The organism is Nocardia sp. NPDC059240, assembly GCF_042753865.1.
In the GTDB taxonomy this organism is placed as follows: domain Bacteria; phylum Actinomycetota; class Actinomycetes; order Mycobacteriales; family Mycobacteriaceae; genus Nocardia.
The window spans coordinates 116,442-141,058 of sequence record NZ_JBHZAC010000003.1; the positions used below are offsets into that span (position 1 = coordinate 116,442).

Below are 24,617 nucleotides of genomic sequence, written 5' to 3' on the forward strand. Positions count from 1 at the left end.
GGCACAAGCCACCCAGTTCGACGCCGAGGCGGTGTTCGTATCTTCGCTGAAGCATTTCGAAGCCGACGATGCACCCGGCTCGCTGGTGCAACGCCAGGACGTAGTCACCGTGCACCCGGAATCGACATACTCACGGCGCGTGGCATCACCGCTGCCGGACCGTTGCCAATCCAATGACAACGGCTCCGGAACCAATAGTTCCGGAGCCGTTGTCGCTAGTAGCGGGGACAGGATTTGAACCTGCGACCTCTGGCGATATGAGCCAACTGGTTGCCGTCCCGGACGTTCCGTCGCGTGCCATGGGCGCAGGTCAGCGCAACTGATTGCGTCCCGCGGCCGTCGGCGCCACTGCGGTGTCGGTTCGGCCAGGCGTAGACCGCCACAACACTCCGGCCGGTGTCGGCGCCGTCGGGGGTGAAAGAATTCGTTCTTGTGGACCCGCGTTGGCAGATGCCGAGATCGTGTGTCGGCGCCATGCTCGTGCTCCGGATGGCGGCCGAGCGAGGTGTCGATGAGCGAGTGTGCCTGTGCGACACCGGAATCGAGCCCGGTGCGCTTCGGGACGCGGAGGCCGAGATCACCGGGGTTCAGGACATCCAGATCGCCCGTAATGTGATCGGCGAACTCGGCGACGTCCCGGGGCTCGGGTTCGAGGCGGGTCGGCGATTCGAGCCGAGAATGCACGGGGTGTGGGGGTACGCCGTGGTGACCAGCGCGACGTTGGGCGAGGCACTGCAGGTCGCGGCGCGGTACGTCGACCTCGGCTACTCCCTGGGCCGGGTGCGCCTGGAAGTCGGGACCACGCAGGTCACCGGCGTCATCGACTACCGCGACGTCCCGGCCGACGTGCGGCCGTTCCTGGTCGAACGCGACCTGTCCGGGCTATTGGCCGGATTCACCTCGGCCGGGGACGCTGCACTGCTTCGATACGAGGTCGCCGCGGATCTGCTCGCGCGGTTACAGGCGTTGGTAGACGTGCCCCTGCTGGCCTCGGCGGACGGGCTGCATCGGTTCAGCCTGCCGGTCGAGGTCGCGAATTTGCCTATGCCGCAGGCTGATCCGCATACGACAGCCGTTTTCGAACGGCTGTCGGCGGAGATTCTGGATCGACGCCGGGCCCTGGTCGGTGTCGCGGGGCAGGTGCGTGAGGCGATTCTGCGCACCGGTGTCGCCACCGCGGATCAGGCCGAGGTCGCCGCCGCGTTGCACGTGAGCGTGCGCACGATGCGCAGGCGCCTCACCGACGAAAGCACCTCGTTCCGGGAGTTGGTGGCCGAGACCGGCGAGCTCCTGGCCAAAGAGCTGTTGGCCGCCGGACTCTCGGCCGAGGACGTCGGTCACCGCCTCGGGTACGCCAACGCGCCCAGCTTCACCCGCGCGTTCAAGCAGTGGACCGGAACCTCGCCCGGCCGCTACGCCGGCCGCCGCCGCTGAGATCGGATCAGCAGTCGTCTGGTACCGGTCTGCCGTCGAATCGGTCGGCGAGATAGGCGAGACTCGGTTGCAGCGAGGCCAGGTATCCGGTGAGGTGCTCACCGGGGAGCCGATCCCGCCGCACCGGGATACCGGCAGCGCAATAGCTGTCCAGCACGGCGTCCGCGGGGCCCAGGCGTGTCACTTCGTCACTGGTGCTGTGGAACTCGTAGACGGGGCCGGTAGGTGTGTTCTGCCCGGGGCTGTTCGCTGCCATCAGTGACCGCAATCGCGGGTCCGCCAAGGGGTCCGGTATCACGGTGAGCGAGGAGACGTCGAGCATCGCATACTTCGCGAGGTAGTCGGCGCCGCACTGGTCTTCACCGTCGGCGAGCACTTGCCGCCCCCGCTCGTTCAGCATGCTCGAGATTCCCGCTTGCGGATCGGCACGGTCGAACGCCACGAGACCGCCGACGGTGAATCCGGCGAACGCGCCGCCGTTCACGGTGGCCAGCGCATCGTTCAGATCACCGGGAAGGCCACCGATGGCCACACCGGAGAGTGTGAGGTCGGGTGCGTAGCCCGGTTGTTGTTCGGCGGCCACCATCGAGGCGTACGCACCACCCGAATAGCCCATGAGCCCGATCGGCGCGTCGAGACCGATCCCGGCGGGCGCGAAATCGCGGGCGGCGCGCACGCCGTCGAGCACGCCGTGTGCCGTGGTCGGATAGTCGAACCACAGCGACTGCGGTCCTTGGTAATCGGGCACGACAACGGCCCACCCGTTGCTCAGCGCGGCACCCAGCACCACCGCGTCGGCCTGACCTGCTCCGAGCGTCGCTCCGAATCCGGCGCGCAGGGTGTAGGACGGCGCGCAGTGCAGCGCGACCGAGTCCTCGGCGACCTGATAGCTCAACAGCGGCCGCGCGCCGGGTCCACGCCACGGATCGATCGGCACCAGAATCGTGGCCACCGTGGCGGTCGGCGCACCCCCGACGGTGCTGGTCTTGTAGAGCACCTGCCACGCAGACGCGGCGATCGGAAGTTGCGCCGCCACCGCCGTGATGGGTCGCGACGCCAGGACAGCACCGTCAGGGTAGGCCGCGACGTCGGCGGGAACCGTATAGAAGGGGTCGTTCTCGGGCACCGGCGCGACACCGGGCAGCGTCGGGATCACCGGTTCGGCGGCCACCGGACCGATCGATTCGGCGAAACACAGTGCTACGGAAACGAGTACGAAGGCACCTGCTTTCATCACCGCGTGTCCACGTCGTTGTGGGCCAAGGGATCTGGTCGTCATCGAAGGGGGTCTCCTTGTTGTGTCGGTGTGTCGGCGCGCATTAGGACAACCGCCGATCCAGCCGGAAGTGGGGCGAGGGATCGAACTTCAGCACGCCCGGCGATGCGGCGCTGACCGCGGGAATCGCGTCGAGCAGTGCCGTCGCCACCAGCTCCGCGGCGGTATCCGCGTTGTCCTCGACCGGGCTCACCTGCAACTGGACCCGGGAGATGGCCCGCACACCCTCGGATTCGATGGTGTAGCACTGCGGTCCGGTGAATCCGCCCATGGGCAGATCCGAGCCACGAGTGGCATAGTTCGGACCCGCGTAACGACAGACCTCATGGACGAAAACAACCTGGTCGGCGAGATAGCCGCGACGGACGGCGTGCACGGCGGCAACCGTGCCCGGTTCGAGGACGATCGGCCCGACCTTCTCCGCGCGCCCGGCGGTCGTGACGGACAGCTCGTAGTCGAATGACACCGCTGCCGCGTCGATGCCGAGCGTCGCAGCCAGCCGTAGCGGCACGGCAGCCCCGGAGACGGCATCGATGCGCGCGAAAACCTCTGCCGCGTCCACCGATTCAGGTGCGCCTCCGAGGCCGATATCGATCGATTCCTCGGTGGACGCGTCGAGCGCGTCGACGAAACGGACATGGCGCTTGCCATCGATCGCCCGTGCGAGGATCGGAACGATGCGGTCGATGATCACGTCCGCCGCAGCACCGGCCACATACAACGGCGCGGTAGTCGTGGCGACCGGATGCCTCGGATACCGATCGGTGACGACCGGAATTCCGGCTGCGAGGAGCCGACTGACTTGGTCGGACGCGGCGGCACCGACGACAACCGCGCAGTCCGGGGCATCCTGGGTGCGCGCGACGATTTCGAGGCCCGGTCGCCGGTTCGCCAGTGCGTGAACGGTATCGGCGGTCGCTCCGTCACCGAGGACGACGATTCGCAATGGTTCATCCCCGGCTTCGGACACAACGAAAGAACCGTCATCGGAAAGATAGTGGGGCCGTTCGTCGTACACGACGACGCCCGGCTCGCTGGCGACGGTCGGCTCGATCGACTCCAGGATCACGGTACGGGTCAGATCCATCGGAACATCCCACGCCTCGGCGTCCGGCTGCGCGAACGCGGCGACCTGCATGTCGATCCGTACCCGCGCGGCCTCGATCCCGAAGGTGTGCGTGCCGAGCCCGGCACTCCTGCCGAATGGCAGATTCGGTCCGTAGTAAGCGTTTTCGGGTCCGAGGAACCACCATTCCTCGTTGGTGCCGACCAACTCCTCGCCGTAGAAGGCCTTGTGGATCAGGCCCATCACCCCGATGGTGCCCTTCTTGACGAACTCGTCGCCGATCTCGACGTCGAGGTTCGACGGCAGGCCCACCGCGTCGCCTTCGATCCGCAGATCGTCTCCATGGATGCCACGCATCGAGTAGGCGACATTCGCGACCACGTCGCCGTAGGCGATGTCGCCACCCAGTACCAGTGCGTGTCGGCTGTCGAGCGCGTCGAGCGGCTGCCCCATACCCAGCAGTTCGAGCCCGCCCCACATGTCGGGGCTGTAGGCGGCCGCGTAGTCGAAGGTCTCGGCGATCCGGAAGTTGCGCGGCCGGTCGAGCAGATGAGCCAGCGCCATGCCGAGATGCTCCGCCATGTAGTCAGGGTGCGGGCCCGCACCGCGCACCGAGACACCCGCTTCCCGGCACGTCCGCACGACCTGCTCGCCGGTGAGCTGGCGAGGCAGCACCTTGGCGTCGAAAATCGGCTCGAGCCAACGGTCCAGGAGCGGGTTGGTGATTCTGCTCAGGCCCGGTGTACCGGTCAGCGCGCGCAGCCCCGCACGGATCGTCTTCCAGTTCGGGACGGGAATCGGGCCCTTGTCGATCTCGACGAGTCTGCGGATCACGTCGGTGGGTGACTGCGAGGTGGACAGCCAGGTGGTGCGGGCCATGTTGTGGTGACTGTTGGACGACACGACGTTCTTGCCGCTGCGCAGGATGCGATCGACCTCGCTCCATTGCCCTTCGAACATCACCGTGGTCCGCGGGCAGTACACGACACAATCCGCGTCCAGCGCGAGAATCTCCGCCACGGAGTCGGTCGCCGCCACCCCGACCGGATCGAGCCCGACAAGCGTACCGATGTCCTTGCCGACCTTGCCCGGGCTGAAAACCCGGACGCCGACCACCTGGAATCGGTCGTCGGTCAGCGTGGCGCGCAGCACGCCACCCCCGACATGCCCTGGACCCCAAATGATCACGCGGATCGGTTTACGTGCTGTCATGCCCCAAGCGTCGCCTCGCAAGCCACCCGCAACCAACGCGTTCCGGGCCAAAAACTTACCTATCTCGGCCAGGGCGACGGCGGCTCGTGGACGCACCTACCGGCAGATTCGGACGTTGCCCGGTTGGATGGCCAACCTCTGGGTGAGACTGTCACCGCGCTGCGCGTATGGAAGTTGATTCAGGACACCGAGCGAGCGCGCTACGGTGACGACTTCCGCGACACCGATCTGGCCTTTACCTACGAACGCGAAAGCGGCCCGGAACCAACCGGTTCCGGGCCGCTTTCCGTAGTAGCGGGGACAGGATTTGAACCTGCGGCCTCTGGGTTATGAGCCCAGCGAGCTACCGAGCTGCTCCACCCCGCGTCGGGTGAGCAGAACGGTACCCGAGTGGAGCGGATACACCAAAACGGGCGTCTACCTCCACGCCGACTCGGTCGCCATCATCAGAGTGAAAGTTGGTTGAAACCACCGAACCCAGGCGCACGGCGTACCTCGGAACCAATGAGGGGCATAGCGTCTTTCGACCGGTAACCACCCAGGCCGACTCAGTCCCGCCAGATCCCGCTGTCTAGGAAAGCATCCCAGGCCACAGCAGGAAACCAGAGCTCAGGACCTGCGCCACGATCCTTGGAGTCGCGTACCCCTACCCGATCGGTGGCGTGGCAGACCTCAACGCATTCCTGATCCCCCTGGCTGCGGCTGCTCTTGAACCATCCGGAAAGGTTCGCATTCACGTCTCGTACTCCTTCGCGATCTTCCTCAGCAGCGCGCGACTATCCGCTGGATTCAGCGAAGCATCATGAAGCGCAGCCGATACCGCACGATAGCGCTGAATGTCCGGTTCTTTCTGAAGATAGATCTGCGCGGTGAGAACGCTTTCAACGTAGACGACCGGAGGCTCCACCGGTCGCCCCTTACTGTCTACGCCAAAATCGAGGATGACGAACGGCCCCGGCAGCAGACCCATCGGCATGCCGGCGGCGAAGGGCAGCACCCGCACCCCGATAGTGGGCCGAGTACCCGAATCAGCCAAGTGCCGCAGTTGATTTGCCATGATCCGAGGCCCACCGACGACCCGGCGCAGGGCCGATTCGTGCAGCACCACGTCCAGCCGCACCGGCTCGGCCTTCCGGGTGACGATCTTCTGCCGTCGCAGCCTCAGTTCCACGCGGCGTTCGATGTCGCGATCGGACACATCCGTGCGGTAGCTGGCGATCATGGTGCGTGCATAGTCCTGGGTCTGCAGCAATCCGGGCACCAGCTCCTGATACGAAACCAACTGCCGTGCCGCAGCTTCCAATCCCACATAGTGATCGAAACTGCCAGGCAGCAGATCGCCGTACTCCTGGTACCACGTCTTGACCGCAGCCTGTTCAGCAAGCTTCTTCATGGCGGCGACGTCCGCCACGGGGCGTTCGTAAATGTCACACAGATGTCCGACAATTCGAATGCGCACCTTGTCGGCGGTGCCCTTCTCCAACCGGTGCAGCGTGCTCGTGCCGATCTCGACGAGCTTCGCGGCCTGCGCCATCGTCATACCGATCTCCTCGCGGTATTGGCGCAAGTAACGCCCCAGCTGGCGGCGGGGCAGGGTGCTGTCGTCGTCGGCCATCACGGTTACCCCCTGGTACACGGAATATTTGGACCGCATCGAACGGAATCAGTTTGGCACCGTTCACGGAAACGCACCTGGGGAAATGGCAATACTCCAATGGAATTCCAAAAGGTGCGGACCATGACCTGCCCGACGTGGTGTCGTAGTCGACACGGGCCGCATCGTCGACTTACCCAGTTGTAAATGCCTCTATTTCAAGGGGATTCACATGTTGTCAGCCGTGCTTCAGTTGCTGTTGATCATTGCCGTCCTACTCCCCTGCGTCGCTGCCGTCGGGTGGGGGCTCGGTGCCGGGTGCTCCGGAAGTCCGTCTGTGCCGGGTGATTGGCTCATCGACGTGGGCGGGTATCGGTTCCAGCGCATCCCGATCACCAACACTCATCGCTGCCACGGGCGACATCGGGCTGGGTGAGGACATGGAAACACCACTGAATTCGGTTGGCCGCCATGCCATCCGATGATCGCGAGCAGATCGAATTGCAGGTCATTCAGGACGTTCTCGACACCGTCGAGGCGCGACTGCGCGAGAGGGAGCGGTGTGGGTGGCGGTTGACGGTGCCACGGTCGCGGATTTATGCGACGGTGCTGCTCGCGGTCATCGCCAGTGCTCGGGACACGCATCGGCTGCCCGCCACCCTGGACCGAGCCGCGGTTCTCGACGACATCCTCGACGGCGCCGAACCGAACACCCCCGGCAACGCCGGTCACCTGGTCGAGGACGCCATCGGCAACCACATGACACCCGCGAATTGAGCGTGGCCGATACCGGCGCATCAACAAAAACGGCCCCGGATCCACTGGTTCCGGGGCCGTCCACTTCAGTAGCGGGGACAGGATTTGAACCTGCGACCTCTGGGTTATGAGCCCAGCGAGCTACCGAGCTGCTCCACCCCGCGTCGGGTGAACAGAACAGTACCCGGGTGGGGGCGATATACCAAAACGGCCGTCTAACTGGGATTATTGCGCCGATCGGCTGGTGTTGTCTCGTTCCCATCGGGAAGTGCTGTGGGTTGCTCGGCGTCTCGCGGTGAGGGCGACTGCGAAGTAGATCGTTGCGTCGAAGGCGGAGCGGGGGCCGGTGATGGTGCGGAGGATGGCTCGGGCGGTCGTCGAACCGGTTTTCGGGGTCTGTGACGGATTGCGTTGGACGAGTTCGGTGTTGCCTCGATGGTGTCTGGAAAGGACTGCGAGGAGGCCGGGGAGGTCGGTGGGGGTGGTCCAGACTGTGGGTTCGGTTGGGACTACGGTCTTTTCGGGGTCGGTGAATTGGGTGTCGACGAACATGTCGTCGCCGGTTACGTCGGGGAATTCGCCGAAGCGTTTGTGGGCTTCGGCGGTTAGGCCGAAGACGCCTGCCCACCACAGGGCGTTCTGGTGGGCGGACATCTTGCGGCGGGCGCGGTAGTAGCTGCGGACGAGGGCGGTGGCGTGGGTGGAGTCGTAGCGGAAGGTGGGGCGGGCGGCGAGGATGTCGCCGGTGGTGAGGCGGTCGAGGACGGCGAGGACGGTGGGGGCGGTGATGCCGATGTCGGCGTCGAGGTAGAGGCGGGGCCACAGGGTGGCGATCTCGTCGCCGGTGTTGAGGGCCAAGGGTTTCGAGCCGGTGGGGAGTTCGACGACCTGGACGCCGGGGATGGTGCGGGCGCGGGCGGCGGTGTCGTCGGTGCAGCCGTTGGCCACGACGATCAGTTCGAAGAAGCCGGCGGCGGCAGCAGCGCTGAGTGGGCGCAGGGTGCGCTCGATGACGGCGGCCTCGTCGTAGGCTGGGACGATGACCGCGCCGCGTTCGAGTGGGCCGGAGAGGGATTCCGCCACAGCCGGTTTCGTGGCCTTCGGCAGGGTTTCCCAGCGCTCCCTATCCAGCACGATCGACAGCGTGCGGCGGCGGTCGGCGTCGTAGGAGCGCATCAGCGCCGCCAGCGCGACCATCGCGCGGAACAGCGTTGCGTACCAACGGTTGTGGTGCATCTCGATGTAGCGGACCCGGTTGACCTCGAGCAGGGTGGCCAGCGCGGGGGACGTTCCCGAGCCGCCGAGGCGGTGCTGGACCACCGCGGCCGGGTCGAAGCGCACCGAATACCCGCTCGACCGGATCCGGCGGAAGTACTCCGTCTCCTCGGAGTAGAGGAAGAAGTCTTCCTTCCACTCGCCGAGTTCCGCGGCCAGTGTGCCGCGTACCAGCAGACACGCGCCGGTCGCCCAGTCGATGTCGTGCGCATGCTCGTAACTGGCTGGGCGATAGTCGAATTCGGAGAGCCAGGCCGGTCGGTCCAGCCAGGCCCGGCTGCCGAGCAGCGCGTCGCCGAAGGCCCGCGTCACCGAAGGCTCTCGGGACAGCGAGATGTGCGGGTGGCCCTCGGTATTCAGGATCAGGGGCACGACGGCCCCGATCCGGTCGTCGGAGTCGAGGGTGGCCACCATTCGAGCGATCGTGCCGGGCCGCACCCGCAGGTCCGGGTTGAGGATCAGCACCGCCGCACAATTCCCGATGTGCCCGAGACCGACATTGATCCCACCCGCGTAGCCGAGGTTCCCGCCCGACTCGACGAACACGACCTCGGGATACCCGCGCACGACTTCGGCTGTGCCGTCCGCCGATTCGTTGTCCACCACCACGACACGAAGGGAGGTGTCGCGTGCCTCCGAACGTAAGTCGTTGAGCAGCAACGGAATATCCGTCGCACTGTTGTAGGTCACGATGACGATCGCGACCGCGGCGACAGGCTCGCTCGAACTCATGTATCCCCCATACCCCTACCGCTGTTGAAAGACCCGCAGGTAGTCGACATCCAGTTCGGCCGTTTGACGCTGGTTGGCGAGTACCGACCCCTCGTTTCGCTCCCAGTCGTTGTCGACCATCATGTTGAGAATCAGCTGCATCGGCCCGTTCTCGATCGAGGCGGCATCGGTGAACTCGCCGCAGCGCACCCCGTTGATGTACCAGGCGATGTGGTCGGGCTCCCAGTCGAGGCCGAAACGCACCCAGTCCTGCGAGTAGTCGCGGACCGGGCAGGCCCCGTTGTCGCTGGAGGTGGTGTTGACGCGATACGACTTCTGGCGGTTGCCGTAGGCGTAGGTCATGTAGATGTTCGAGGGACTGCCGCCGAGCGCCTCGACGATGTCGATCTCGCTGCGGTAGTCGTACTGCGGGTTGGTCGGCAGCATCCAGAAGGCCGTGAAGAACCCCGGCGTCGCCGGAAACTTCACCCGCGCTTCGGTATACCCGTAGGTGAACGAGAACAGGTACTTGTCCTGCCGGGCGTCCGCGCGCGCGGTCGAGAGCAGCCCGCTCTTGTACGTGCACACCGACTCGAAGCACGCGGGATCCGGCGACGGCTGCTCCAGCGGCTCGGCGACAAGTTTCGCGTATCCGCCACCGACTCTGACCTGCTCGGGCCGATAGGTTTCCCGGCCGTGGTTGAAGCTGCTGGTGCAGCCGCCGAAGTTCCAGTCGAAGCACGGCGTCAGCTTCGTATGGTCGTAGTCGGATCCGTCGAAGCGCTCGTCGAAGATCAGCTTCCAGTTCTTGCCCGGCACCGCGGGGGCGGGCGGCGGGGCGCAGGTGGGGGCGGTGATATTGGTGGCCGAGCAGGAGCCGGGGGCGGTGTCGTCCGGCCCGGCACAGCCGACCAGCACCAGCGCGATGGTCATCGCGAAGGCGGCTACCGCCGTGAGTCGATCGATCCGCATTCAGCCACTCACCGCCCGCAGCACCGGCACTCCGACAATGCCCGCCGTCGCCACCAGCTGGAACACGGCCAGCCCGGCCAGCGGCCAGGTGCGCGGCAGTTCCCGGGTCCGGGCGACCTCGACGATCACCAGCACGGTCAGCATGGCGACCGGCAACTCGGCATATTTCTGATAGAGCTGTGAGCCCGGTGCGGTGACCACCGCCAGCGCGATCAGCGCGGCCGCCATGATCACGGCCGTGCGGCGTTCGAGCACGAAGAACAGTGCGGCGCAGGCGAACCCGCCGACGAAGGCGGCCACCGCGAGCACCGGGGAACGCCCGGCCACGTCCGGCAACTTCCCGACGATCGTCCACAACACGCCACCGCGTCGCGAGTCATCGGGGAATTTCGTTGCCGCACTGGGGAACACGAGAGCGGGGACGGCGACGATCAGCCCCGTGACGGTCCCGGCGACCAGATGTTCCCGCACCAGGGCGACCTGGGTCGTGGCCGCCAGCACCGGCACCACGAAGATCGCGGCCACGGCGAAGGTGAACGCGATCGCCGTCCAGCTCGGATTCGCCGCATTGAACTGACGCATGGCAGGCGGAGTCAACCCGCCCCACAACGCGACCAGCGCGACCAGCACCGCGACGCCGGGCACGGCGACCAGCACCGCCCCTCGCAGCGCGGCTTTCGGATCCTGGCGCGGGTGCACCGGATCCACGCACGACAGCACCGCCGGTACCAGCAGCCAGACGAAGGTCTGCCGGGTCGCGATCGCCGCCGCGACGAGCACCCCGATCGCGAGCTGCCGCCGGGTCGTGGCGGGCGCGATCATCAAAACCGTTGCCGCCATGGCGAAGACGAGAGCCGCGTCGTCGGTGAGCATCCACAGCGCCGACTGCCAGAAGTACGCCGACAGCAGCAGCGGCGCGACCGCGAGCCCGCGCAGATACCAGGTCGGCAGCGTACGAGCCTGCCAAACAGCCAGCGCGGCAAGACATCCCGCGAACAACGCACCGACCACCTGGGTGGCGTGCTCACCGAGGCCGAGCGGGCCCGAGATCGCCGCGACCACGAGGTGATAGAGCGGCCCGGTCGCAGTGTTCAGCCCGACCAGATCCAGATGCGGGAACGAGTTCCGCAGCTGCTCGACCGACGGCCAGTGAAACGCCCGCTGATCATTGCCGCCGGCGGTGACAACCACCCCGGTGGCGGCAACGATCGCCGCGAGCCCCACCACGACCACGAACGCACCCGCCGCGGGCAGGTACGCCCGTCCCGGCGCGCGCACGGGAACCTCCGCGTCACCCCGGATCATGTTGCCCCGTCCCGGTTCATTCCGCCCTGCCCGAGATTTTTCGGTTGCGCTGCCTCGCCCCGCACCACGTCACTCCGCCCGCCATGGTCGCGACCGCGGTCCGCAACCTCACCAGCGCCGCCTCGTCCCACTGCACGGTGCCTCGTCACGCGGACGCTGGTGCGCCCTCGAGCACCACGGCCGAACGCTTCAGACGCAGCAGCGCGGGCGGTCCTTGCACGAGGTAGCGCCGGGCGAGCCGGCGCGGTTCGAGCATGAGCCGCCACGCCCATTCGCCGCCCGCATTGCTGACCCGTTCCGGCACCCGCGAGATCCGATTGGCGAGGAAGTCGACGACCGCTCCGAACGCGAGCTGTACCGGCGCGCCGGTCAGGGTCCCGTATTCGGCGATCCATCGTTCCTGGCGCGGTTTGCCCAGTCCGACCACGAGGATGTCGGCCTCGGCGGCCTTGATCTGCGCGGCGATCGCCTCGGACGCACCGCGATCGGTGAGTTCGGCTCGCTCGGGCGACCAGGTCCCCGCGACCGTGAGCCGCGGGAATTGTTCGGCCAGCGCGGGCACCAGCAACTCGTGGGTCTCGGTGCTGCCACCGAGGAACGCCACGCGCGCCCGCGTCGTCGCCGCGCGCTCCAAGATCGGCGTAATCAGGTCGCTGCCCGATAGTTTCGGCCAGTTGCGGCCGCTGCGCGCATTGGCGGTCCGCACCAGCGGCATGCCGTCGAGCAGGGTGAGCCAGCGCAGTCCCCCGGCCGACGCGACCACCGGTGTCCGTTCGCCCCAGGCGGCATCGTCGGCGAAATGATGGATGTGATCGAGGTTGGCGGACACCACCGCGATGGGATCGGAGTCCGAGAGCGCGGAGAAGATGAGCTCCAGCGCGGCATCGCGATCGAGTAGGTCTACGGGCACGTGTCCGACGAGCATCCGGGGCCAGGGCGCCGAGCATTCGTTCATCTGACCGATTGCCTTCCAAGAGATTTCGGCCTGACCGTACAGGAGGGAGTATATCGATTCGAGACATTCGCGCATCCCGACTCGACCCCGCGGCCTCTGCCACAATGACGTCCATGCACTGGAATGCCGGGCCCCTCTCGCGCGCCTCGCGCGTGTATGTCGCGGGCCATCGCGGTCTGGTGGGATCGGCGCTGTGGCGGCGGCTCCGCGCCGCGGGATTCACCGATCTCGTCGGGCGCGATTCGTCCGAACTCGACCTGCGCGACCACGGTGCGACCGCCGAATTCTTCGCTGCCACAAGGCCCGATGTCGTCATCGACGCCGCCGCCCGGGTGGGCGGGATCGTGGCCAATGCGACACGGCCCGCGGAGTTCATCTCCGACAATCTGCGCATTCAGGTCAATCTGCTCGATGCCGCGGTGGCAACCGGAGTGCAACGCTTCCTGTTCCTGGGATCGAGCTGCATCTATCCGCGCGAGGCCGCCGTACCGATCCGCGAAGAAGCGCTGTTCACCGGCCCGCTGGAGATCACCAACCAGGGCTACGCCGTAGCGAAACTCGCTGGTATCACACAGGTTTCCGCTATCCGTCGGCAATATGGCCTGCCCTACATCAGCGCACTGCCCACCAATGTCTACGGCCCTGGCGACAACTTCCACCGCTCCGCCAGCCACGTCGTCCCCGGCCTGATCCGCCGCTTCCACGAGGCCGCCGGCGCGCACGCGCCCTACGTCGAGTGCTGGGGCACGGGACAACCGTTGCGGGAGTTCATCCACGCCGACGACCTGGCCGACGCCTGCCTGTTCCTGCTCGACCGCTACGACGGCGAGAGCCCCGTCAATGTGGGCACGGGTCAGGAGGTCACGGTGGCCGAGCTCGCCACCACGATCGCCAGTGTCGCCGGTTATCGTGGTGAAATCCGCTGGGACACATCGCGACCGGACGGTACGTACCGCAAGCTGCTGGACATCTCGCTGCTCACCGGCCTGGGCTGGGGTCCGCCCGCCATCCCCCTGCCCGACGGGCTCAAGGCCACCTATCACTGGTTCCTCGATCATCAGGCCGACTACCGGGGCTGACGCCAAGCGGCGAGATCGGGCCGATCGATCCATACCTGCGATTCGGTTTTCAACAGCTCGATATCGGCATCGACCATGAGCCGCGCCAACTCCGGGGCCCGCACCTGCGGATCCCAGCCGAAGGTCGCCGTCGCCTTGGAGGCGTCCCCGATCATGGCGTCCACCTCCGCGGGCCGCAGATACCGATCGTCGAATCGGACATGCCGTTCCCAGTCGAGTCCGGCCCGATCGAAGGCCATGGCCAGGAAATCCCGCACCGAGTAGCCCGCGCCGGTGGCGAGCACATAGTCGTCGGGCTCATCGGCCTGCAGCATGCGCCACATCCCCTCGACGTACTCCGGCGCGTACCCCCAGTCGCGCACGGTGTCGACATTGCCCATCCACAGGTGCTCGTCGAGCCCGGCGGCAATCCGCGCGACCGCGCGGGTGATCTTGCGGGTCACGAAAGTCTCTCCGCGACGCGGGGATTCGTGATTGAACAGAATCCCGTTGACGGTGTACATCCCATACGCCTCGCGGTAGTTGCGGGCCGTCCAGTAGGCGAACATCTTGGCCGTGCCGTAGGGCGAGCGCGGATGCAGCGGCGTGGACTCGTTCTGCGGCGGTGGCGAGGAGCCGAACATCTCCGAACTCGACGCCTGATAGAACCGGCAGTCCAGTCCGATCTGCCGGATCGCCTCCAGGATCCGGATCGTCCCCAAACCGGTTGTCTCCGAGGTGTATTCGGGCTCGTCGAAGCTGACCCGCACATGCGACTGCGCCGCGAGATGATAGATCTCGTCCGGCGCGATCCGCCGGATCAGCGTCGCGAGCCGGGCACTGTCGTTCAATTCCCCGTAATGCGTGAACAACCGTGCGGCCGGATCGTGCGGATCCACATACAAATGGTCGATACGCCGGGTGTTGAAGGTCGACGCACGCCGGATGATCCCGTGTACCTCGTACCCCTTGCCCAGCAACAGTTCGGCCAGATACGAACCATCCTGTCCGGTAATGCCCGTGATCAACGCGCGTTTGGCCATCGGACCCCCCTCCCCCTTGCGCGAGCCAACTCGATTATCCACTCCTCGTAGCTGTCGAGGGCAGCGTCCGCCTTCAGCAGGGCCGACGCGTATCGCCTGCCCGCGGCACCGAACTCCGCGCCCAGCACCGGATCGGTGCCGATGCGGACCGCCTCGGCGAGCAAGAGCTCCGGACGTCCGCCGGGCACGATGACCCCCGCCCCCGAGGCGGTCATCTCCTGCGCGGTGTACCCGAATGCCTCGACCGCCGCGAGAATCGGCTTGCCGGAAGTGAAATACGAGGTGAGCTTGCTCGGCACGGCCATCTGAGCGACCCCCGGCAGCTCGTTGACCAGCAGCACGTCCGCCGCGCCGAGCGCGGAGGGAAACTCCGCCTCGCTCACCGGCGGCAGGATCTCGAGGGCGGGCAGCCCGGCGCTCGCGGCCTCGATCCGGCGACGCTGATTGCCGTCGCCGAGCAGTACGAATCGGATCGGAAGCTGTTGCCGTGCAGCCAGTTCGGCGGCGGCGACCACGTTCTCCAGGCCCTGTTTGGTCCCCATATTGCCCGCGTGCAGCACCACGATCTCGTCGTCGGGCCACCCCCGTGCCGCCCGGAATGCCGCACTGGCACGCGGATCCGGGGACGACACGTGATTCCAGTTGCGGATGACCCGGATCCGGTCCCGATCGACACCCAGCTCGCGCACCAGATCGCCACGCAGCCCGTCGTGGATCACCGCGACGCTGTCGGCATGCCGGAAGGCGGCGGACTCCAGCGTGCGCACCAGCCGCGCGGCCGGCCGCGGCAGCGCCCCGGTCTCGACCACGCCCCGGCTGTAGAGATCGTGCACGAGCACGCCGACCGCCGGAGCGCCCGGTGTCAGCCGCGCCCGGGTGACGGCCATGGCGGTGGCGAGCAGCGGCGGGGTGATGCAGATGACCACGTCGGGTTGCTGCCACCGCGTCGTCACCGCCTGCACGCCGAACGTCACTTCCATTGCGGCACGGCCGAATCCACGCCCGTCACGCGGCACGTGATGGTTGAGCCGGCGCAGCCGCACCCCGTCGGTGTCGGTGTCGACGCGAAAGGCGTCCCGCTCGGCGGCACGCTCCCAGGCCGGATAGTGCGTGACGCCGGTCAGGACCCGCACCTCGTGGCCGCGCGCGGCCAATCCCACCGCGAGACCGGTTGTGTACGGGGCGATCCCGGTCGGCTCGGGGGCATAGTTGATCCCCAGAATCACAACCTTGACCGTTTTCCTCGACACGGAATCCGACATTAGCGGCCCGGACACCCATCGGCGCGTCGACCGATTCGCGGAGGTCAGCGGCGGCGCAACCCTGCCCACCGCACTACTCGCCGGTGGCCGGGCGCGCACCGAGCAGCCCGGACAGCTTGCGGATACCGCGTCCGGCGGTGATCTGCTGCCGTTTCGCGTACAACCCCGCGACGGCCCGCCGGGCCTGGGCGCGTTGCGGCGGCGTCAGCTCGGATTCGGCGATCCACCGCAACCATTCGCGGCATTCCAAGGTCGTGGACATGCGGGCCTGCCAGCTCGGCACGTCCAGCTTGCGGGCCATGACCGTCTGCCGGTCGTGCTGCCAATGCCGTCCGCCGAGCACCTCGGGCACGTGCCCCCAGCGCCCGGCCAGGGCCAGCTTCCCGGCGTACACCTCGTCCTCGCGCAGCATGTTCCGCCGCACGATGCGACTGGCCCGTTCGCGATCGAACACGGCGTACAACGGATCCAGCAGCAGGAAGCTCTCGTTGAGCAGCCGCAGCATCTCGGTGAAACGAACCGCCGGATCCTCCGAGCGCAGGGCCGTCCCGTCATAGAGCGCGTTCTGATGCGCACCGTCCGGGCCGACGTAGTCCAGCTGGGTCGTCACCAGCAGCAGCCCCGGATCGGCGTCGAACACGTCGAGACACCGGGATACATAGTTCGGTTCCAGCCAATCGTCGTCGCCGATCCACCGGAAGTACTCGCCCTTGCCGGCGTTCATGGCGGCGACGAAGTTGCCCATCAGTCCCACATTGACCGCGTTGCGGCGGTACACGATTCGGCTGTCGTCCGCGGCGAGCGCACGGCAGACCTCCTCGGTGGCGTCGGTCGAGGCATTGTCGGAGATCAGCAGTTCCAGGTTCTCGTGGTCCTGGGCCAGCACGGACTTGACGACGGCCGGAATCCGTTCCGCCCCATTGCGAACCGGCAGTCCAACGGTGACCAGGGTGTGTGGGTCACGCATGTGAGTTCCCTCCCAACTCGGGTGGCACGCGGTGGTGCCGCGCGGTATCGAGCAATCAGACTCGCTCGAGCCATATTTCGCGCCAGAACGAGACATACTCGCGCGGGCAGTTGGCGTGGTAGACGCCTTCGCAGAACACGTTCTCGAGCACGATCGCCGGGGTCTTCATGATCACCAGTTCGCCGGTGGTCTCGTCCAGGCAGCGGGTGATGCGGGCCTGTACCCGGGCGGTGCGTCCGCAGAAGCGCGCCGCCTCCTCCTCGAACCCCATGCCGCGATTGAGCCGGTGTTCGTTGAGGGTGAGTTCGATCTGCTCTTTCGATTTGATGCGCACCAGTTCGCCGGGTTGCAGATCCAGGTGTGCCACCGGGGTTTTCCCGACCGCGCGACCGCGCACGAAGCCCCATTCCGTACCCCCACGGAACTGGAGTTTCGCGGGCAGCACCCGCTTGCTGACGGCCTGTAGCCGGTTGAACATCGCGAAGAAGAACGCCTGCAGGGACATCCATACGGTGGCGTTGCCGACCTGAACGTCCTCGACGTACTGCCGCACATCGCGGAACGGCAGGCAGGTCGGGGCCGCGCGCATCATCTCGGTCGACTGGCAGGAGTAGCGCTCCTTGCCGCTTTCCAGGGGTGGCTTGCGCGTATTAATCGTGAGCAATTCCAGATCGATGCGCGTGCCGTCGGCCGGAGTCGGTGCCGTGCCCGGCTCGATCCGCTTGAGCCACGCCTGTTTCCAGTACAGGCTGCACGCCGTCTGACAGCCGCCGTGCGCGCTGCCGCCGCATCGGGCGCCCGTGAGGTGCACCGTCTCGGTGAGCCGGTGCATGCCGGTGCGCCCGTAGGGATCACACACCTTGTTGGCGACCTTGTGGACGGTCAGCTGTTGTCCGCAGAACTCCAGCATCTCGGGCATGAACGGCAGATTGTCCAGCTCGCCGCGCTCATCCAGGGTGGCCATGATCTCGGCCGCGCTGCGGACCTCGACCAGATCACCCACCCGCAGTCCCGATGTCGTCTCGGCAACGGACTGGGTCATGCGTTCTCCTCCATCAGTAGGCACCGTCACTGCGGGTCACCGCCGTGATCGTCTTGGCGATGATCAGCAGGTCCTGCACCATCGACCAGTTCTCGACATACGACAGGTCGAGCCGGACCGACTCGTCCCAGGACAGGTCGGAACGGCCGGACACCTGCCACAGCCCGGTCACGCCGGGTTTGACCAGCAGCCGCCGCCGCACCTTGCCGTCGTACTGTTCGACCTCGCTGGGTAGCGGCGGGCGCGGTCCGACCACACTCATCTCGCGTCGAATCACATTGATGAACTGGGGCAGTTCGTCGAGGCTGTAGCGCCGCAGGATGCGCCCGACGGCGGTCACCCGCGGATCCTCGCGCATCTTGAACAGCGGGCCCGCGCCCTCGTTCTGCGCCAGCAGCGCGGCACGACGGCGGTCGGCGTCCTGGAACATGCTGCGGAACTTGATCATCCGGAACGGCACGCCGTCGAGCCCGACCCGGTCGGAGCGGTAGAAGATCGGGCCGCGGCTGTCGAGCTTGATCGCCACGGCCGCCAGCACCATGACCGGGGAGACCAGCAGCAGGGCGAAGATCGCGAAGGCGAGGTCGAAGAGCGCGCGGCCGATCGATCGCGACCGGCCGTACTGCGGTTTAGCGATGTGCAGCAGCGGCAGATTGCCGATCGGGCGAATCGACATGCGCTGATCGGCCACATCGACGAGACCGGGCGTGACGACGACGTCCACGCCCAGCGGGCCCAGCTGCCACACCAGATCGTTGATGCCGCGCGTACCCAGATGTTCGGTCGCCGAGATCGCCACGATGTCGGCATTGGTCTCGCGCACCGCTTCCAGGACGGTCATCGCCCACCCCGCGATGAGCGGCACCTCCGAAAGTGCCGTCTCGCCTTCGTGTTCCTTGTCGTACGGGCTGTAGACGCCGACCACCGAATAGCCGATGGCGGGATCGCGGGCGAAGCAGGTCATCATCTCGCGGGCAGCGTCGGGACCGCCGACCACCAGAACCGCGGTGCGGCAGCGGCCCTTTCGGCGCTGCGTCGCGGCGTAGCGCCGCCACGCGACCCGATTGGCGAGCAGCCCCAGCAGTCCGAAGGGCAGTGCGATCGCCAGGTATCCGCGTGCGAAATCCAAACGCAGCAGCAGCGAGACGATGGCGATCACGCCGAATAGTCGGAGCGTGGCCGAGGTGACCTGCCGGTACTCCTCCAACCCGGTGCCGAGCATGCCCGGCGAACCGGTACTGCCGCCCACCAGAAAGCTGAACCAGCCCAGCGCCAACAGGATCGAGATGATCGAGTAGCCGATGCTGGCATTACCCGACCAAGCGGTTAGTTGTGCGTTCTTGTCGATGCCGCCGAAGCGGATCAGTTGTGCCGCACCCACGGCGGCGAAGAGTACGAGCGCCTCGCCCACCCTGACGCGGCGACCGTACTCGACTTGCCATTTCTCGCGGTCGGAGCGCCATTCGCGCGCAGACCCCCGGATCCGAATCCGGTCAATCTGGAAGGCCATCCGCGCTCCGTCCCCACGCCAAATTGCCAAGTTGCCGGCGTTCCCCCGTTGGACACCCGCGCCGAATATTATCGGTTTCACCCGCTGCAGGTCCATGTTCTACCCGCAGGCCGGAGATTCTCTGTAGATCGCGAAAACTTCTGTATGCCAACATATTTGATGCGTCCCATCGAAGGTTCGCGGTGCAATCCTCAGCGAGGATTTGCCGAAACCCCATCCCCGCCGATGGAGTCACTCCTGCTGTCGCCCGCCCCTCCCCCGGTGTTACGCAGATCCCACCGTCACGGCGTGTTTTTTCGCCCAGCCCGGTAGACCTGGCCGGTACGGCGGCGGACCGGGCAGGTCGCGCGAAACGTAGACTGTCCCCGACGAATCCGGACCGACACGAGGGATGCCAACCCCCGCATGACAGCCCAGGACGAGGACACCGCCGCGGCCCCGGCGCGTAGACGGCCCCGCGTATTCGCGCGGCGTCCGCGATGGCTCTGGATATTCGTGACGGTCGGTTTACTGATCGGGACCACCGCCGGGGCGGGGATGCCGGTGTACGCCTATCCGCAGATCGATCGGCTGCGGCATGCGGACGCGATCTTCGTGCTCGGCGGGGAAGGGTTTCACCGCTACCCGTACGGACTTTCCCTCGGCGGCGCGGGCTGGGCTCCGACGGTGGTGATCTCGAACCCCTACGGCACCCGCGACGACTGGCTCACCAACGTCTGCAACACGCCGCAGACCGGGTTCCAGCTGGAATGCTTCGTGCCGGACCCGCCGACCACGAAAGGTGAGGCGCGCCAACTGCGCCGCCTCGCCGCCGAGCACGGCTGGAAGACGGTCATCGTGGTGACCTTCCGACCGCACATCTCCCGCGCGCGCTACATCCTGGAGCAGTGCTTCGACGGGAATCTGGTGATGATCGAGAGCCCGGAGAAGATCACCTGGTACCGGTGGATCTACGAATTCGGCTACCAGACGGTCGGATACGCCCGGGCGGCGCTACAGAGCGGCTGCTGACCCCCTGCCCCGGCGACACCCGCCACCTAGGATGACCGGCATGGCTTCGGAGCATTGGGCAGTGCGACTGCGGGTCGCCCGGGTGCTGGTGTATCCCCTGTGGCGCGGCGTCGCTTCGATCGCCGAGGTGCGCGCCGATATCGCGTGGTGGGTGCGCTGCATCGATGCGCCGAAACTGCTGGTGCTGGACGAATACTCCCGATTCGCCTATCTCGCGGGGGCCCTGCCCGAATTCCGCACGCTGGTGCATTACCGCTTGCGCGGGCGCTCCCCCGTGCTGCGCCTACTGTTGCGGGCCTGCTACCGGCCGCTGCCGACGCTCATCCTGGAGGCCGACCGGATCGGTCCGGCCCTGTTCATCCAGCACGGGATCGGCACCATCGTGACCGCCGAGTCCATCGGCAGCGAATGCTGGATCAATCAGCAGGTGTCGATCGGGCACGACGCGAAGGGCCGTCCGACACTGGGTGATCGAGTCCGCGTGGGTGCCGGGGCCGTGGTGCTCGGGCCGATCACCTTGCACGACGGGGCCACCGTGGGAGCCAATGCGACGGTGATCCACGATGTGCCCGCCGGGGTCACCATGGTCGCGCCGCTGGCGACCGAGCTCACCCTGCGGCCGCGCGGCGACGCACCAGCCTAGGCACCCACGCCAGATCCGGGATCACCTGTGCGAGCAGGGTGCCGAGCGCGGCGGCCGCGACCACGCCCACCGCGCCGAAGCGCGCGGCGACCACGATCCCGAGGCCGATGCTGATCGCGGCCATGGCCACCGTCCAACCCGCCTGCCAGCGTGCCTCTTTCGGCCTGGTCAGCAGGACGTTCGCCGGGAGGTGCGCACTCTGCGCCACCAGTAGCGCGCCGAAGGCCAGCGCCAGTTCGAACGAGACGTCGATGCGGCCGCCGGACAGGATCGAGGCCGCCCACGGGCCCAGCCCGCCCAGCGCGGCGGCACCCAGGACGGCGATCGCCACGAAGATCCCGGTGAGACGCCACCAGATCCGGACCGTTTCCGTCGATGCGCCACGGCGTTTCACGAAGACCGGCCAGTACGCCAGGCCCGCGGTCGAGATGACCGACCAGGCCACGCCGTAGATCTGTGCGGTCAAGGCGTAGCGGGACAGCTCCTGCGGAGTCGAGAGATGCGAGAGCAGCAACCGGCCGGTCTGTAGTCCGGCGGGGAGCCCGACCCCGACGACGAACAGCCACAGACTGCCCGCCAGCAATCGGGTCCCCGGCCCCTCGACCGCGGCGAACGCCGAGCGACCCAGACCCGACAGCCGCAGTGCCACAACGGTGCCGACGCTCTGCCCGGCCAGCACGCCGACCAGCGCCGAGACGCAATACCAGATCGGGCTCACCCCGGCGGCCGACAGCGTCAGCGTCGTCAGCAGGGCGAACGCGGGACAGCTCATCAGCACCAGCGTCGCGAGCTCGTTGCGGTCGATGCCGATGAGAATGCGCACGCCGAGACCGGCCGGGATGGTGAGCGCGAAAAGCACTGCCGCGACGGTGATCGCCCAACCGTCCTGCGGCCCGGACGAGAACCCGGTGAGCGCCGCCCACCGGCCGGTCGCCAACACGACGAACGCGGCGGCTACCAAACCCGCGGCCACCCCGGCCAACACGCGATAGGCGCGGCGAATGACGTCGGCGGCTCGGGGATCTCGATCCAACTCGGCACTCGCGCTCAAGACCGTCGCGCCGATGCCGAGGTCCGCGAACGGGAACAGCAGGGTCACGGTGGCGATCAGCGACACCAAGCCGAATACCGCCGCACCGGTCTGCCGGACAATGATCGCGGTGTTCGCCAGGCCCAGCAGCGCGACGATCGGGGTACCCGCGATGCGGTAGACCGCGCTGCGAAACAGGGCCCGGCGCTCATCCGGTGCGAGTTTGGTCGGATCGGTCATCGGCGCAACGGGATCCGCAGGGCATTGAGCGCGATGATCCGGAAACCGTTGAGCACGGCGTAGACCAGCGCGAACGGGCCGGGACGCCCGTGCCGCAATGCCGCCCGCAACGCGCGACCGACCCCGGCCAGCGAACCGGCCGCGACCGCGGCGCTGACCGGGCTCGTGCACAGGTAGTCGCCGCGGATGCGCGCCGGTTCGTCGCGCAGGTACTCGAGTCCCCAGGCGATGTGGTCGTCCACCCGGTCGGCGCTCGAACGCGAAACCGATTCGGCCCCGACGTAATAGGTCGTGAGTACAACGGGCAGCTGGATCAGCCGCACCTCGGGAATCGCCCGCTGCACCGCCAGCAGCCACGTCGGTTCGTCATGCACCGTCTCGGTATCCCACCCGACAGTGCGCGCCAGTTCGATCGGGAAGCACAGCGTGGAGGTCTGCAGCACGGCATCGCCGACCCGCAGCGAGGTGAATCGGAACAGATAGCGGGCCACCGATTCCCGGGGAGCGATCAGCCGGCGCGGCCAGACCCGGCGACGCTCGCCGGGACCCGACACCGCGATCCGCGAGGAACAGATCCAGTCGCGTCCGGCGGCGGCCAGGAGCTCGACGGCCTCGAGCTGGCGGCGCAGTTTCTCCGGCAGCCATTCGTCATCGTCGTCGAGCAAGGCGATCACCGTGCCGTGCGCGGCATCGATGCCAGCCTGCCGGGCGGCCCCGGCCCCGAGGCGACCGGCCGTGCGCACCACCGTGATCCGGGGATCGGACGGCAGGTCCAACGTGTGCCCCTCGGCGGCGACGACCAGCACCTCCGCGACCGGCCCGGTCTGGCCGAGCGCCGATTCCACCGCACGGCGCAACGATGCTCGCCCGACGGTCGGCACCACCACGCTCACATTCGCCACCACGCTCACATTCGACGCGGCATCGCCGGCGGCCGCGGTCACGCTGTCCGTCGGAAGTGGACCGTGACGTACGCGAGCACCAGGCAGGCGAGCTCCGGGACCATGCCGTAGGTCCACGGCGCGTAGAACAGGTCCCATATTCCTTGCAGCGCAACCACCACGAACAGCGGTGCCCACTTGCCCAGGCGGTCGTTGTTCCAGAACACCCCGGCGCACGCCACCAGGATCATCAGCGGCAGCAGGGCCGCCACGATCCCGCCCTCGGCCCAGGTGCCCAGCAGGATCGAATGGAACGCGGAGTAGTCGAAGACCGGCAGCCGCCAGTACAGGTCGAACGGGAAGGTCGGCGCGAACCCGATCCGGATCGCGAGATGCTCTGCCCGCGCGTACAACTCGGGGGTGAGGTGCTGGGCACTCCCCCAGCCCAGCAGCGGGCGCTCGGCGATCGCGGACAGCGTCATCGGCGGCTCGGTCCGCCCGGCCAGCAGCAACGGCAGATGCGTCGCGTCCTGCTCGACCGTCTTGCGCTGCAATGCCGGTCCGAACAGGCCCGCCCGCGCCGCGATCGGCATCACATAGGCGAACACCAGCCCGAACCCGGTGACCCCGGCCAGCGACCAGCCCCGCCCGACCCGCGTACCGAACACGTGCCGGGTCGCCAGCCACACCGCCGCCACGATGCAGACCAGTGCGTGCGAGCGGAAATTCAGGCCCAGGCTCGCCAGCGCGAGCACGGCGAGCGCCCCGAAGATCACCATCGGACGGGCGCGCACGCGGATCAGCAGGTAGACGACGAGCACCGTCACCGCATGCGCGATCCCGTACTTCCACAGGTCCAGGAAGCGGCCGGTATTGGTCAGCTCGATCCCCTTGAACAGGAAGAATCCGATGCTGCCCACGGCGATTCCGGCCAGCAGTGACGCGAGCGCGTCGATCGACCGTGAGGTGAGCACCGCGAAACCGATGAAGTACAGCGCGAACGCCGGCACCGCCAACGCGTTCGGCCACAGGATGCTGACATGGTTGACCAGGCACGAGGTGAGGAACGACAGCCACGCCAGCGCGGCGATCACGACCGGCACCAGATCCGCACCGCGGTGCGTCATCAGCGCGAATCCGGGCACCATGAGCAGACAGATCAGCGACAGCCCCGTCACCGTGAAGTTCGCGATCTGCGCTCCCGCCGTCGCCCCCACGACGACCAGCACCAAGCCCGAGGCGGACCGCCAGCGCGGCGGAGCGGACGTGTGTTCCGGCGTGAACCGCAGATCGGTCACTAGGTCCCCTTGAAGCGTCAATCCCCTTGTAGCAACGAACGACTGGCGTCCCCTCGGAGGATAACGGTACATTGAT

General features: G+C 67.2%; 21 protein-coding genes and 2 tRNA genes. 5 read left to right on the top strand and 18 right to left on the bottom strand.

Annotated features, from left to right (window positions below):
* Positions 1-489 precede the first annotated feature (489 nt).
* Positions 490-1,434 carry an AraC family transcriptional regulator ligand-binding domain-containing protein gene (locus ACFXHA_RS10780; RefSeq protein ID WP_379355291.1) on the top strand — a complete coding sequence of 315 codons (945 nt, stop codon included), beginning with the start codon at positions 490-492 and terminating at the stop codon, positions 1,432-1,434.
* Positions 1,435-1,441: 7 nt separating this feature from the next.
* Here ACFXHA_RS10780 and ACFXHA_RS10785 read toward each other — a convergent pair whose 3' ends face one another.
* From ACFXHA_RS10785 to ACFXHA_RS10805, 5 genes are all read right to left on the bottom strand, one after another.
* On the bottom strand, positions 1,442-2,668 hold the full coding sequence (locus ACFXHA_RS10785; RefSeq protein ID WP_379355293.1) for a lipase family protein: 1,227 nt from the start codon (positions 2,666-2,668) through the stop codon (positions 1,442-1,444).
* A gap of 85 nt (positions 2,669-2,753) precedes the next feature.
* On the bottom strand, positions 2,754-4,988 hold the full coding sequence (locus ACFXHA_RS10790; RefSeq protein WP_379355295.1) for a hypothetical protein: 2,235 nt from the start codon (positions 4,986-4,988) through the stop codon (positions 2,754-2,756).
* A 292-nt stretch (positions 4,989-5,280) separates the two neighbouring features.
* Positions 5,281-5,354: transfer RNA gene (locus ACFXHA_RS10795), tRNA-Met, on the bottom strand.
* Between the two features lie 182 nt (positions 5,355-5,536).
* Positions 5,537-5,725 (bottom strand): DUF397 domain-containing protein, encoded by a 189-nt coding sequence (locus tag ACFXHA_RS10800; RefSeq protein ID WP_379355297.1) that lies wholly within the window; start codon positions 5,723-5,725, stop codon positions 5,537-5,539.
* A complete protein-coding gene (locus tag ACFXHA_RS10805) occupies positions 5,722-6,603 on the bottom strand; it encodes a helix-turn-helix domain-containing protein (RefSeq protein ID WP_379355299.1) in 882 nt (293 codons plus the stop codon). Before ACFXHA_RS10805 ends, ACFXHA_RS10800 begins: the two co-directional genes overlap by 4 nt.
* A gap of 450 nt (positions 6,604-7,053) precedes the next feature.
* On the opposite strand from ACFXHA_RS10805, the gene ACFXHA_RS10810 reads away from it, so the two are divergent.
* Positions 7,054-7,359, top strand: coding sequence for a hypothetical protein (locus ACFXHA_RS10810; RefSeq protein WP_379355301.1), 306 nt, complete (start codon positions 7,054-7,056; stop codon positions 7,357-7,359).
* A gap of 69 nt (positions 7,360-7,428) precedes the next feature.
* Here ACFXHA_RS10810 and ACFXHA_RS10815 read toward each other — a convergent pair.
* The 5 genes from ACFXHA_RS10815 to ACFXHA_RS10835 form a co-directional block, all read right to left on the bottom strand.
* Positions 7,429-7,502 (bottom strand) — tRNA-Met (locus tag ACFXHA_RS10815).
* 61 nt (positions 7,503-7,563) lie between these two features.
* Positions 7,564-9,345 carry a glycosyltransferase family 2 protein gene (locus ACFXHA_RS10820; RefSeq protein WP_379355303.1) on the bottom strand — a complete coding sequence of 594 codons (1,782 nt, stop codon included), beginning with the start codon at positions 9,343-9,345 and terminating at the stop codon, positions 7,564-7,566.
* A 15-nt stretch (positions 9,346-9,360) separates the two neighbouring features.
* Positions 9,361-10,296 (bottom strand): family 16 glycosylhydrolase, encoded by a 936-nt coding sequence (locus ACFXHA_RS10825; RefSeq protein ID WP_379355305.1) that lies wholly within the window; start codon positions 10,294-10,296, stop codon positions 9,361-9,363.
* A complete protein-coding gene (locus tag ACFXHA_RS10830) occupies positions 10,297-11,574 on the bottom strand; it encodes a hypothetical protein (protein WP_379355307.1) in 1,278 nt (425 codons plus the stop codon).
* 172 nt (positions 11,575-11,746) lie between these two features.
* Positions 11,747-12,556 carry a WecB/TagA/CpsF family glycosyltransferase gene (locus tag ACFXHA_RS10835; RefSeq protein ID WP_379355309.1) on the bottom strand — a complete coding sequence of 270 codons (810 nt, stop codon included), beginning with the start codon at positions 12,554-12,556 and terminating at the stop codon, positions 11,747-11,749.
* Between the two features lie 113 nt (positions 12,557-12,669).
* On the opposite strand from ACFXHA_RS10835, the gene ACFXHA_RS10840 reads away from it, so the two are divergent.
* Positions 12,670-13,635 (top strand): GDP-L-fucose synthase family protein, encoded by a 966-nt coding sequence (locus ACFXHA_RS10840; RefSeq protein WP_379355311.1) that lies wholly within the window; start codon positions 12,670-12,672, stop codon positions 13,633-13,635.
* Here ACFXHA_RS10840 and gmd read toward each other — a convergent pair.
* The 5 genes from gmd to ACFXHA_RS10865 all read right to left on the bottom strand — a co-directional run bounded on the left by gmd (position 13,623) and on the right by ACFXHA_RS10865 (position 19,438).
* A complete protein-coding gene (gmd, locus tag ACFXHA_RS10845; protein ID WP_379355313.1) occupies positions 13,623-14,657 on the bottom strand; it encodes a GDP-mannose 4,6-dehydratase in 1,035 nt (344 codons plus the stop codon). The two genes, ACFXHA_RS10840 and gmd, sit on opposite strands and share 13 nt — an antisense overlap.
* A complete protein-coding gene (locus ACFXHA_RS10850) occupies positions 14,639-15,907 on the bottom strand; it encodes a glycosyltransferase family 4 protein (protein WP_379355315.1) in 1,269 nt (422 codons plus the stop codon). Before ACFXHA_RS10850 ends, gmd begins: the two co-directional genes overlap by 19 nt.
* An 85-nt stretch (positions 15,908-15,992) precedes the next feature.
* Positions 15,993-16,886: a glycosyltransferase family 2 protein gene (locus tag ACFXHA_RS10855; RefSeq protein WP_379355317.1), complete on the bottom strand. Its 894-nt coding sequence runs from the start codon at positions 16,884-16,886 to the stop codon at positions 15,993-15,995.
* Positions 16,887-16,941: 55 nt separating this feature from the next.
* Positions 16,942-17,928 (bottom strand): hypothetical protein, encoded by a 987-nt coding sequence (locus tag ACFXHA_RS10860; protein ID WP_379355319.1) that lies wholly within the window; start codon positions 17,926-17,928, stop codon positions 16,942-16,944.
* Positions 17,929-17,941: 13 nt separating this feature from the next.
* A complete protein-coding gene (locus tag ACFXHA_RS10865; RefSeq protein WP_379355321.1) occupies positions 17,942-19,438 on the bottom strand; it encodes a sugar transferase in 1,497 nt (498 codons plus the stop codon).
* 405 nt (positions 19,439-19,843) lie between these two features.
* Between ACFXHA_RS10865 and ACFXHA_RS10870 the strand changes: the two genes are divergently transcribed.
* Positions 19,844-20,449, top strand: coding sequence for a YdcF family protein (locus ACFXHA_RS10870; protein ID WP_379355323.1), 606 nt, complete (start codon positions 19,844-19,846; stop codon positions 20,447-20,449).
* 40 nt (positions 20,450-20,489) lie between these two features.
* Positions 20,490-21,092 (top strand): serine acetyltransferase, encoded by a 603-nt coding sequence (locus tag ACFXHA_RS10875; protein WP_379355325.1) that lies wholly within the window; start codon positions 20,490-20,492, stop codon positions 21,090-21,092.
* On the opposite strand, the gene ACFXHA_RS10880 is transcribed toward ACFXHA_RS10875, so the two are convergent.
* Genes ACFXHA_RS10880 through ACFXHA_RS10890 form a run of 3 tightly spaced genes read right to left on the bottom strand, consistent with a single transcriptional unit; the run spans position 21,058 to position 24,541 of the window.
* Positions 21,058-22,362, bottom strand: coding sequence for a lipopolysaccharide biosynthesis protein (locus tag ACFXHA_RS10880; RefSeq protein ID WP_379355327.1), 1,305 nt, complete (start codon positions 22,360-22,362; stop codon positions 21,058-21,060). The genes ACFXHA_RS10875 and ACFXHA_RS10880 overlap by 35 nt on opposite strands.
* Complete coding sequence (locus ACFXHA_RS10885; RefSeq protein WP_379355329.1) at positions 22,359-23,306, bottom strand: glycosyltransferase family 2 protein; 948 nt, start codon at positions 23,304-23,306, stop codon at positions 22,359-22,361. Before ACFXHA_RS10885 ends, ACFXHA_RS10880 begins: the two co-directional genes overlap by 4 nt.
* Entirely contained in the window at positions 23,303-24,541 is a 1,239-nt protein-coding gene (locus tag ACFXHA_RS10890; protein WP_379355331.1) for a hypothetical protein, read from the bottom strand. Before ACFXHA_RS10890 ends, ACFXHA_RS10885 begins: the two co-directional genes overlap by 4 nt.
* Positions 24,542-24,617 lie beyond the last annotated feature (76 nt).

Excerpts from the sequence above, each read along its gene's own strand:
- ACFXHA_RS10780 (WP_379355291.1), top strand. The coding sequence starts at position 490 with ATGGCGGCCGAGCGAGGTGTCGATGAGCGAGTGTGCCTGTGCGACACC.
- ACFXHA_RS10785 (WP_379355293.1), bottom strand. The coding sequence starts at position 2,668 with ATGAAAGCAGGTGCCTTCGTACTCGTTTCCGTAGCACTGTGTTTCGCC.
- ACFXHA_RS10790 (WP_379355295.1), bottom strand. The coding sequence starts at position 4,988 with ATGACAGCACGTAAACCGATCCGCGTGATCATTTGGGGTCCAGGGCAT.
- ACFXHA_RS10805 (WP_379355299.1), bottom strand. The coding sequence starts at position 6,603 with ATGGCCGACGACGACAGCACCCTGCCCCGCCGCCAGCTGGGGCGTTAC.
- ACFXHA_RS10810 (WP_379355301.1), top strand. The coding sequence starts at position 7,054 with ATGCCATCCGATGATCGCGAGCAGATCGAATTGCAGGTCATTCAGGAC.
- ACFXHA_RS10820 (WP_379355303.1), bottom strand. The coding sequence starts at position 9,345 with ATGAGTTCGAGCGAGCCTGTCGCCGCGGTCGCGATCGTCATCGTGACC.
- ACFXHA_RS10825 (WP_379355305.1), bottom strand. The coding sequence starts at position 10,296 with ATGCGGATCGATCGACTCACGGCGGTAGCCGCCTTCGCGATGACCATC.
- ACFXHA_RS10835 (WP_379355309.1), bottom strand. The coding sequence starts at position 12,556 with ATGAACGAATGCTCGGCGCCCTGGCCCCGGATGCTCGTCGGACACGTG.
- ACFXHA_RS10840 (WP_379355311.1), top strand. The coding sequence starts at position 12,670 with ATGCACTGGAATGCCGGGCCCCTCTCGCGCGCCTCGCGCGTGTATGTC.
- gmd (WP_379355313.1), bottom strand. The coding sequence starts at position 14,657 with ATGGCCAAACGCGCGTTGATCACGGGCATTACCGGACAGGATGGTTCG.
- ACFXHA_RS10855 (WP_379355317.1), bottom strand. The coding sequence starts at position 16,886 with ATGCGTGACCCACACACCCTGGTCACCGTTGGACTGCCGGTTCGCAAT.
- ACFXHA_RS10860 (WP_379355319.1), bottom strand. The coding sequence starts at position 17,928 with ATGACCCAGTCCGTTGCCGAGACGACATCGGGACTGCGGGTGGGTGAT.
- ACFXHA_RS10865 (WP_379355321.1), bottom strand. The coding sequence starts at position 19,438 with ATGGCCTTCCAGATTGACCGGATTCGGATCCGGGGGTCTGCGCGCGAA.
- ACFXHA_RS10870 (WP_379355323.1), top strand. The coding sequence starts at position 19,844 with ATGACAGCCCAGGACGAGGACACCGCCGCGGCCCCGGCGCGTAGACGG.
- ACFXHA_RS10875 (WP_379355325.1), top strand. The coding sequence starts at position 20,490 with ATGGCTTCGGAGCATTGGGCAGTGCGACTGCGGGTCGCCCGGGTGCTG.
- ACFXHA_RS10880 (WP_379355327.1), bottom strand. The coding sequence starts at position 22,362 with ATGACCGATCCGACCAAACTCGCACCGGATGAGCGCCGGGCCCTGTTT.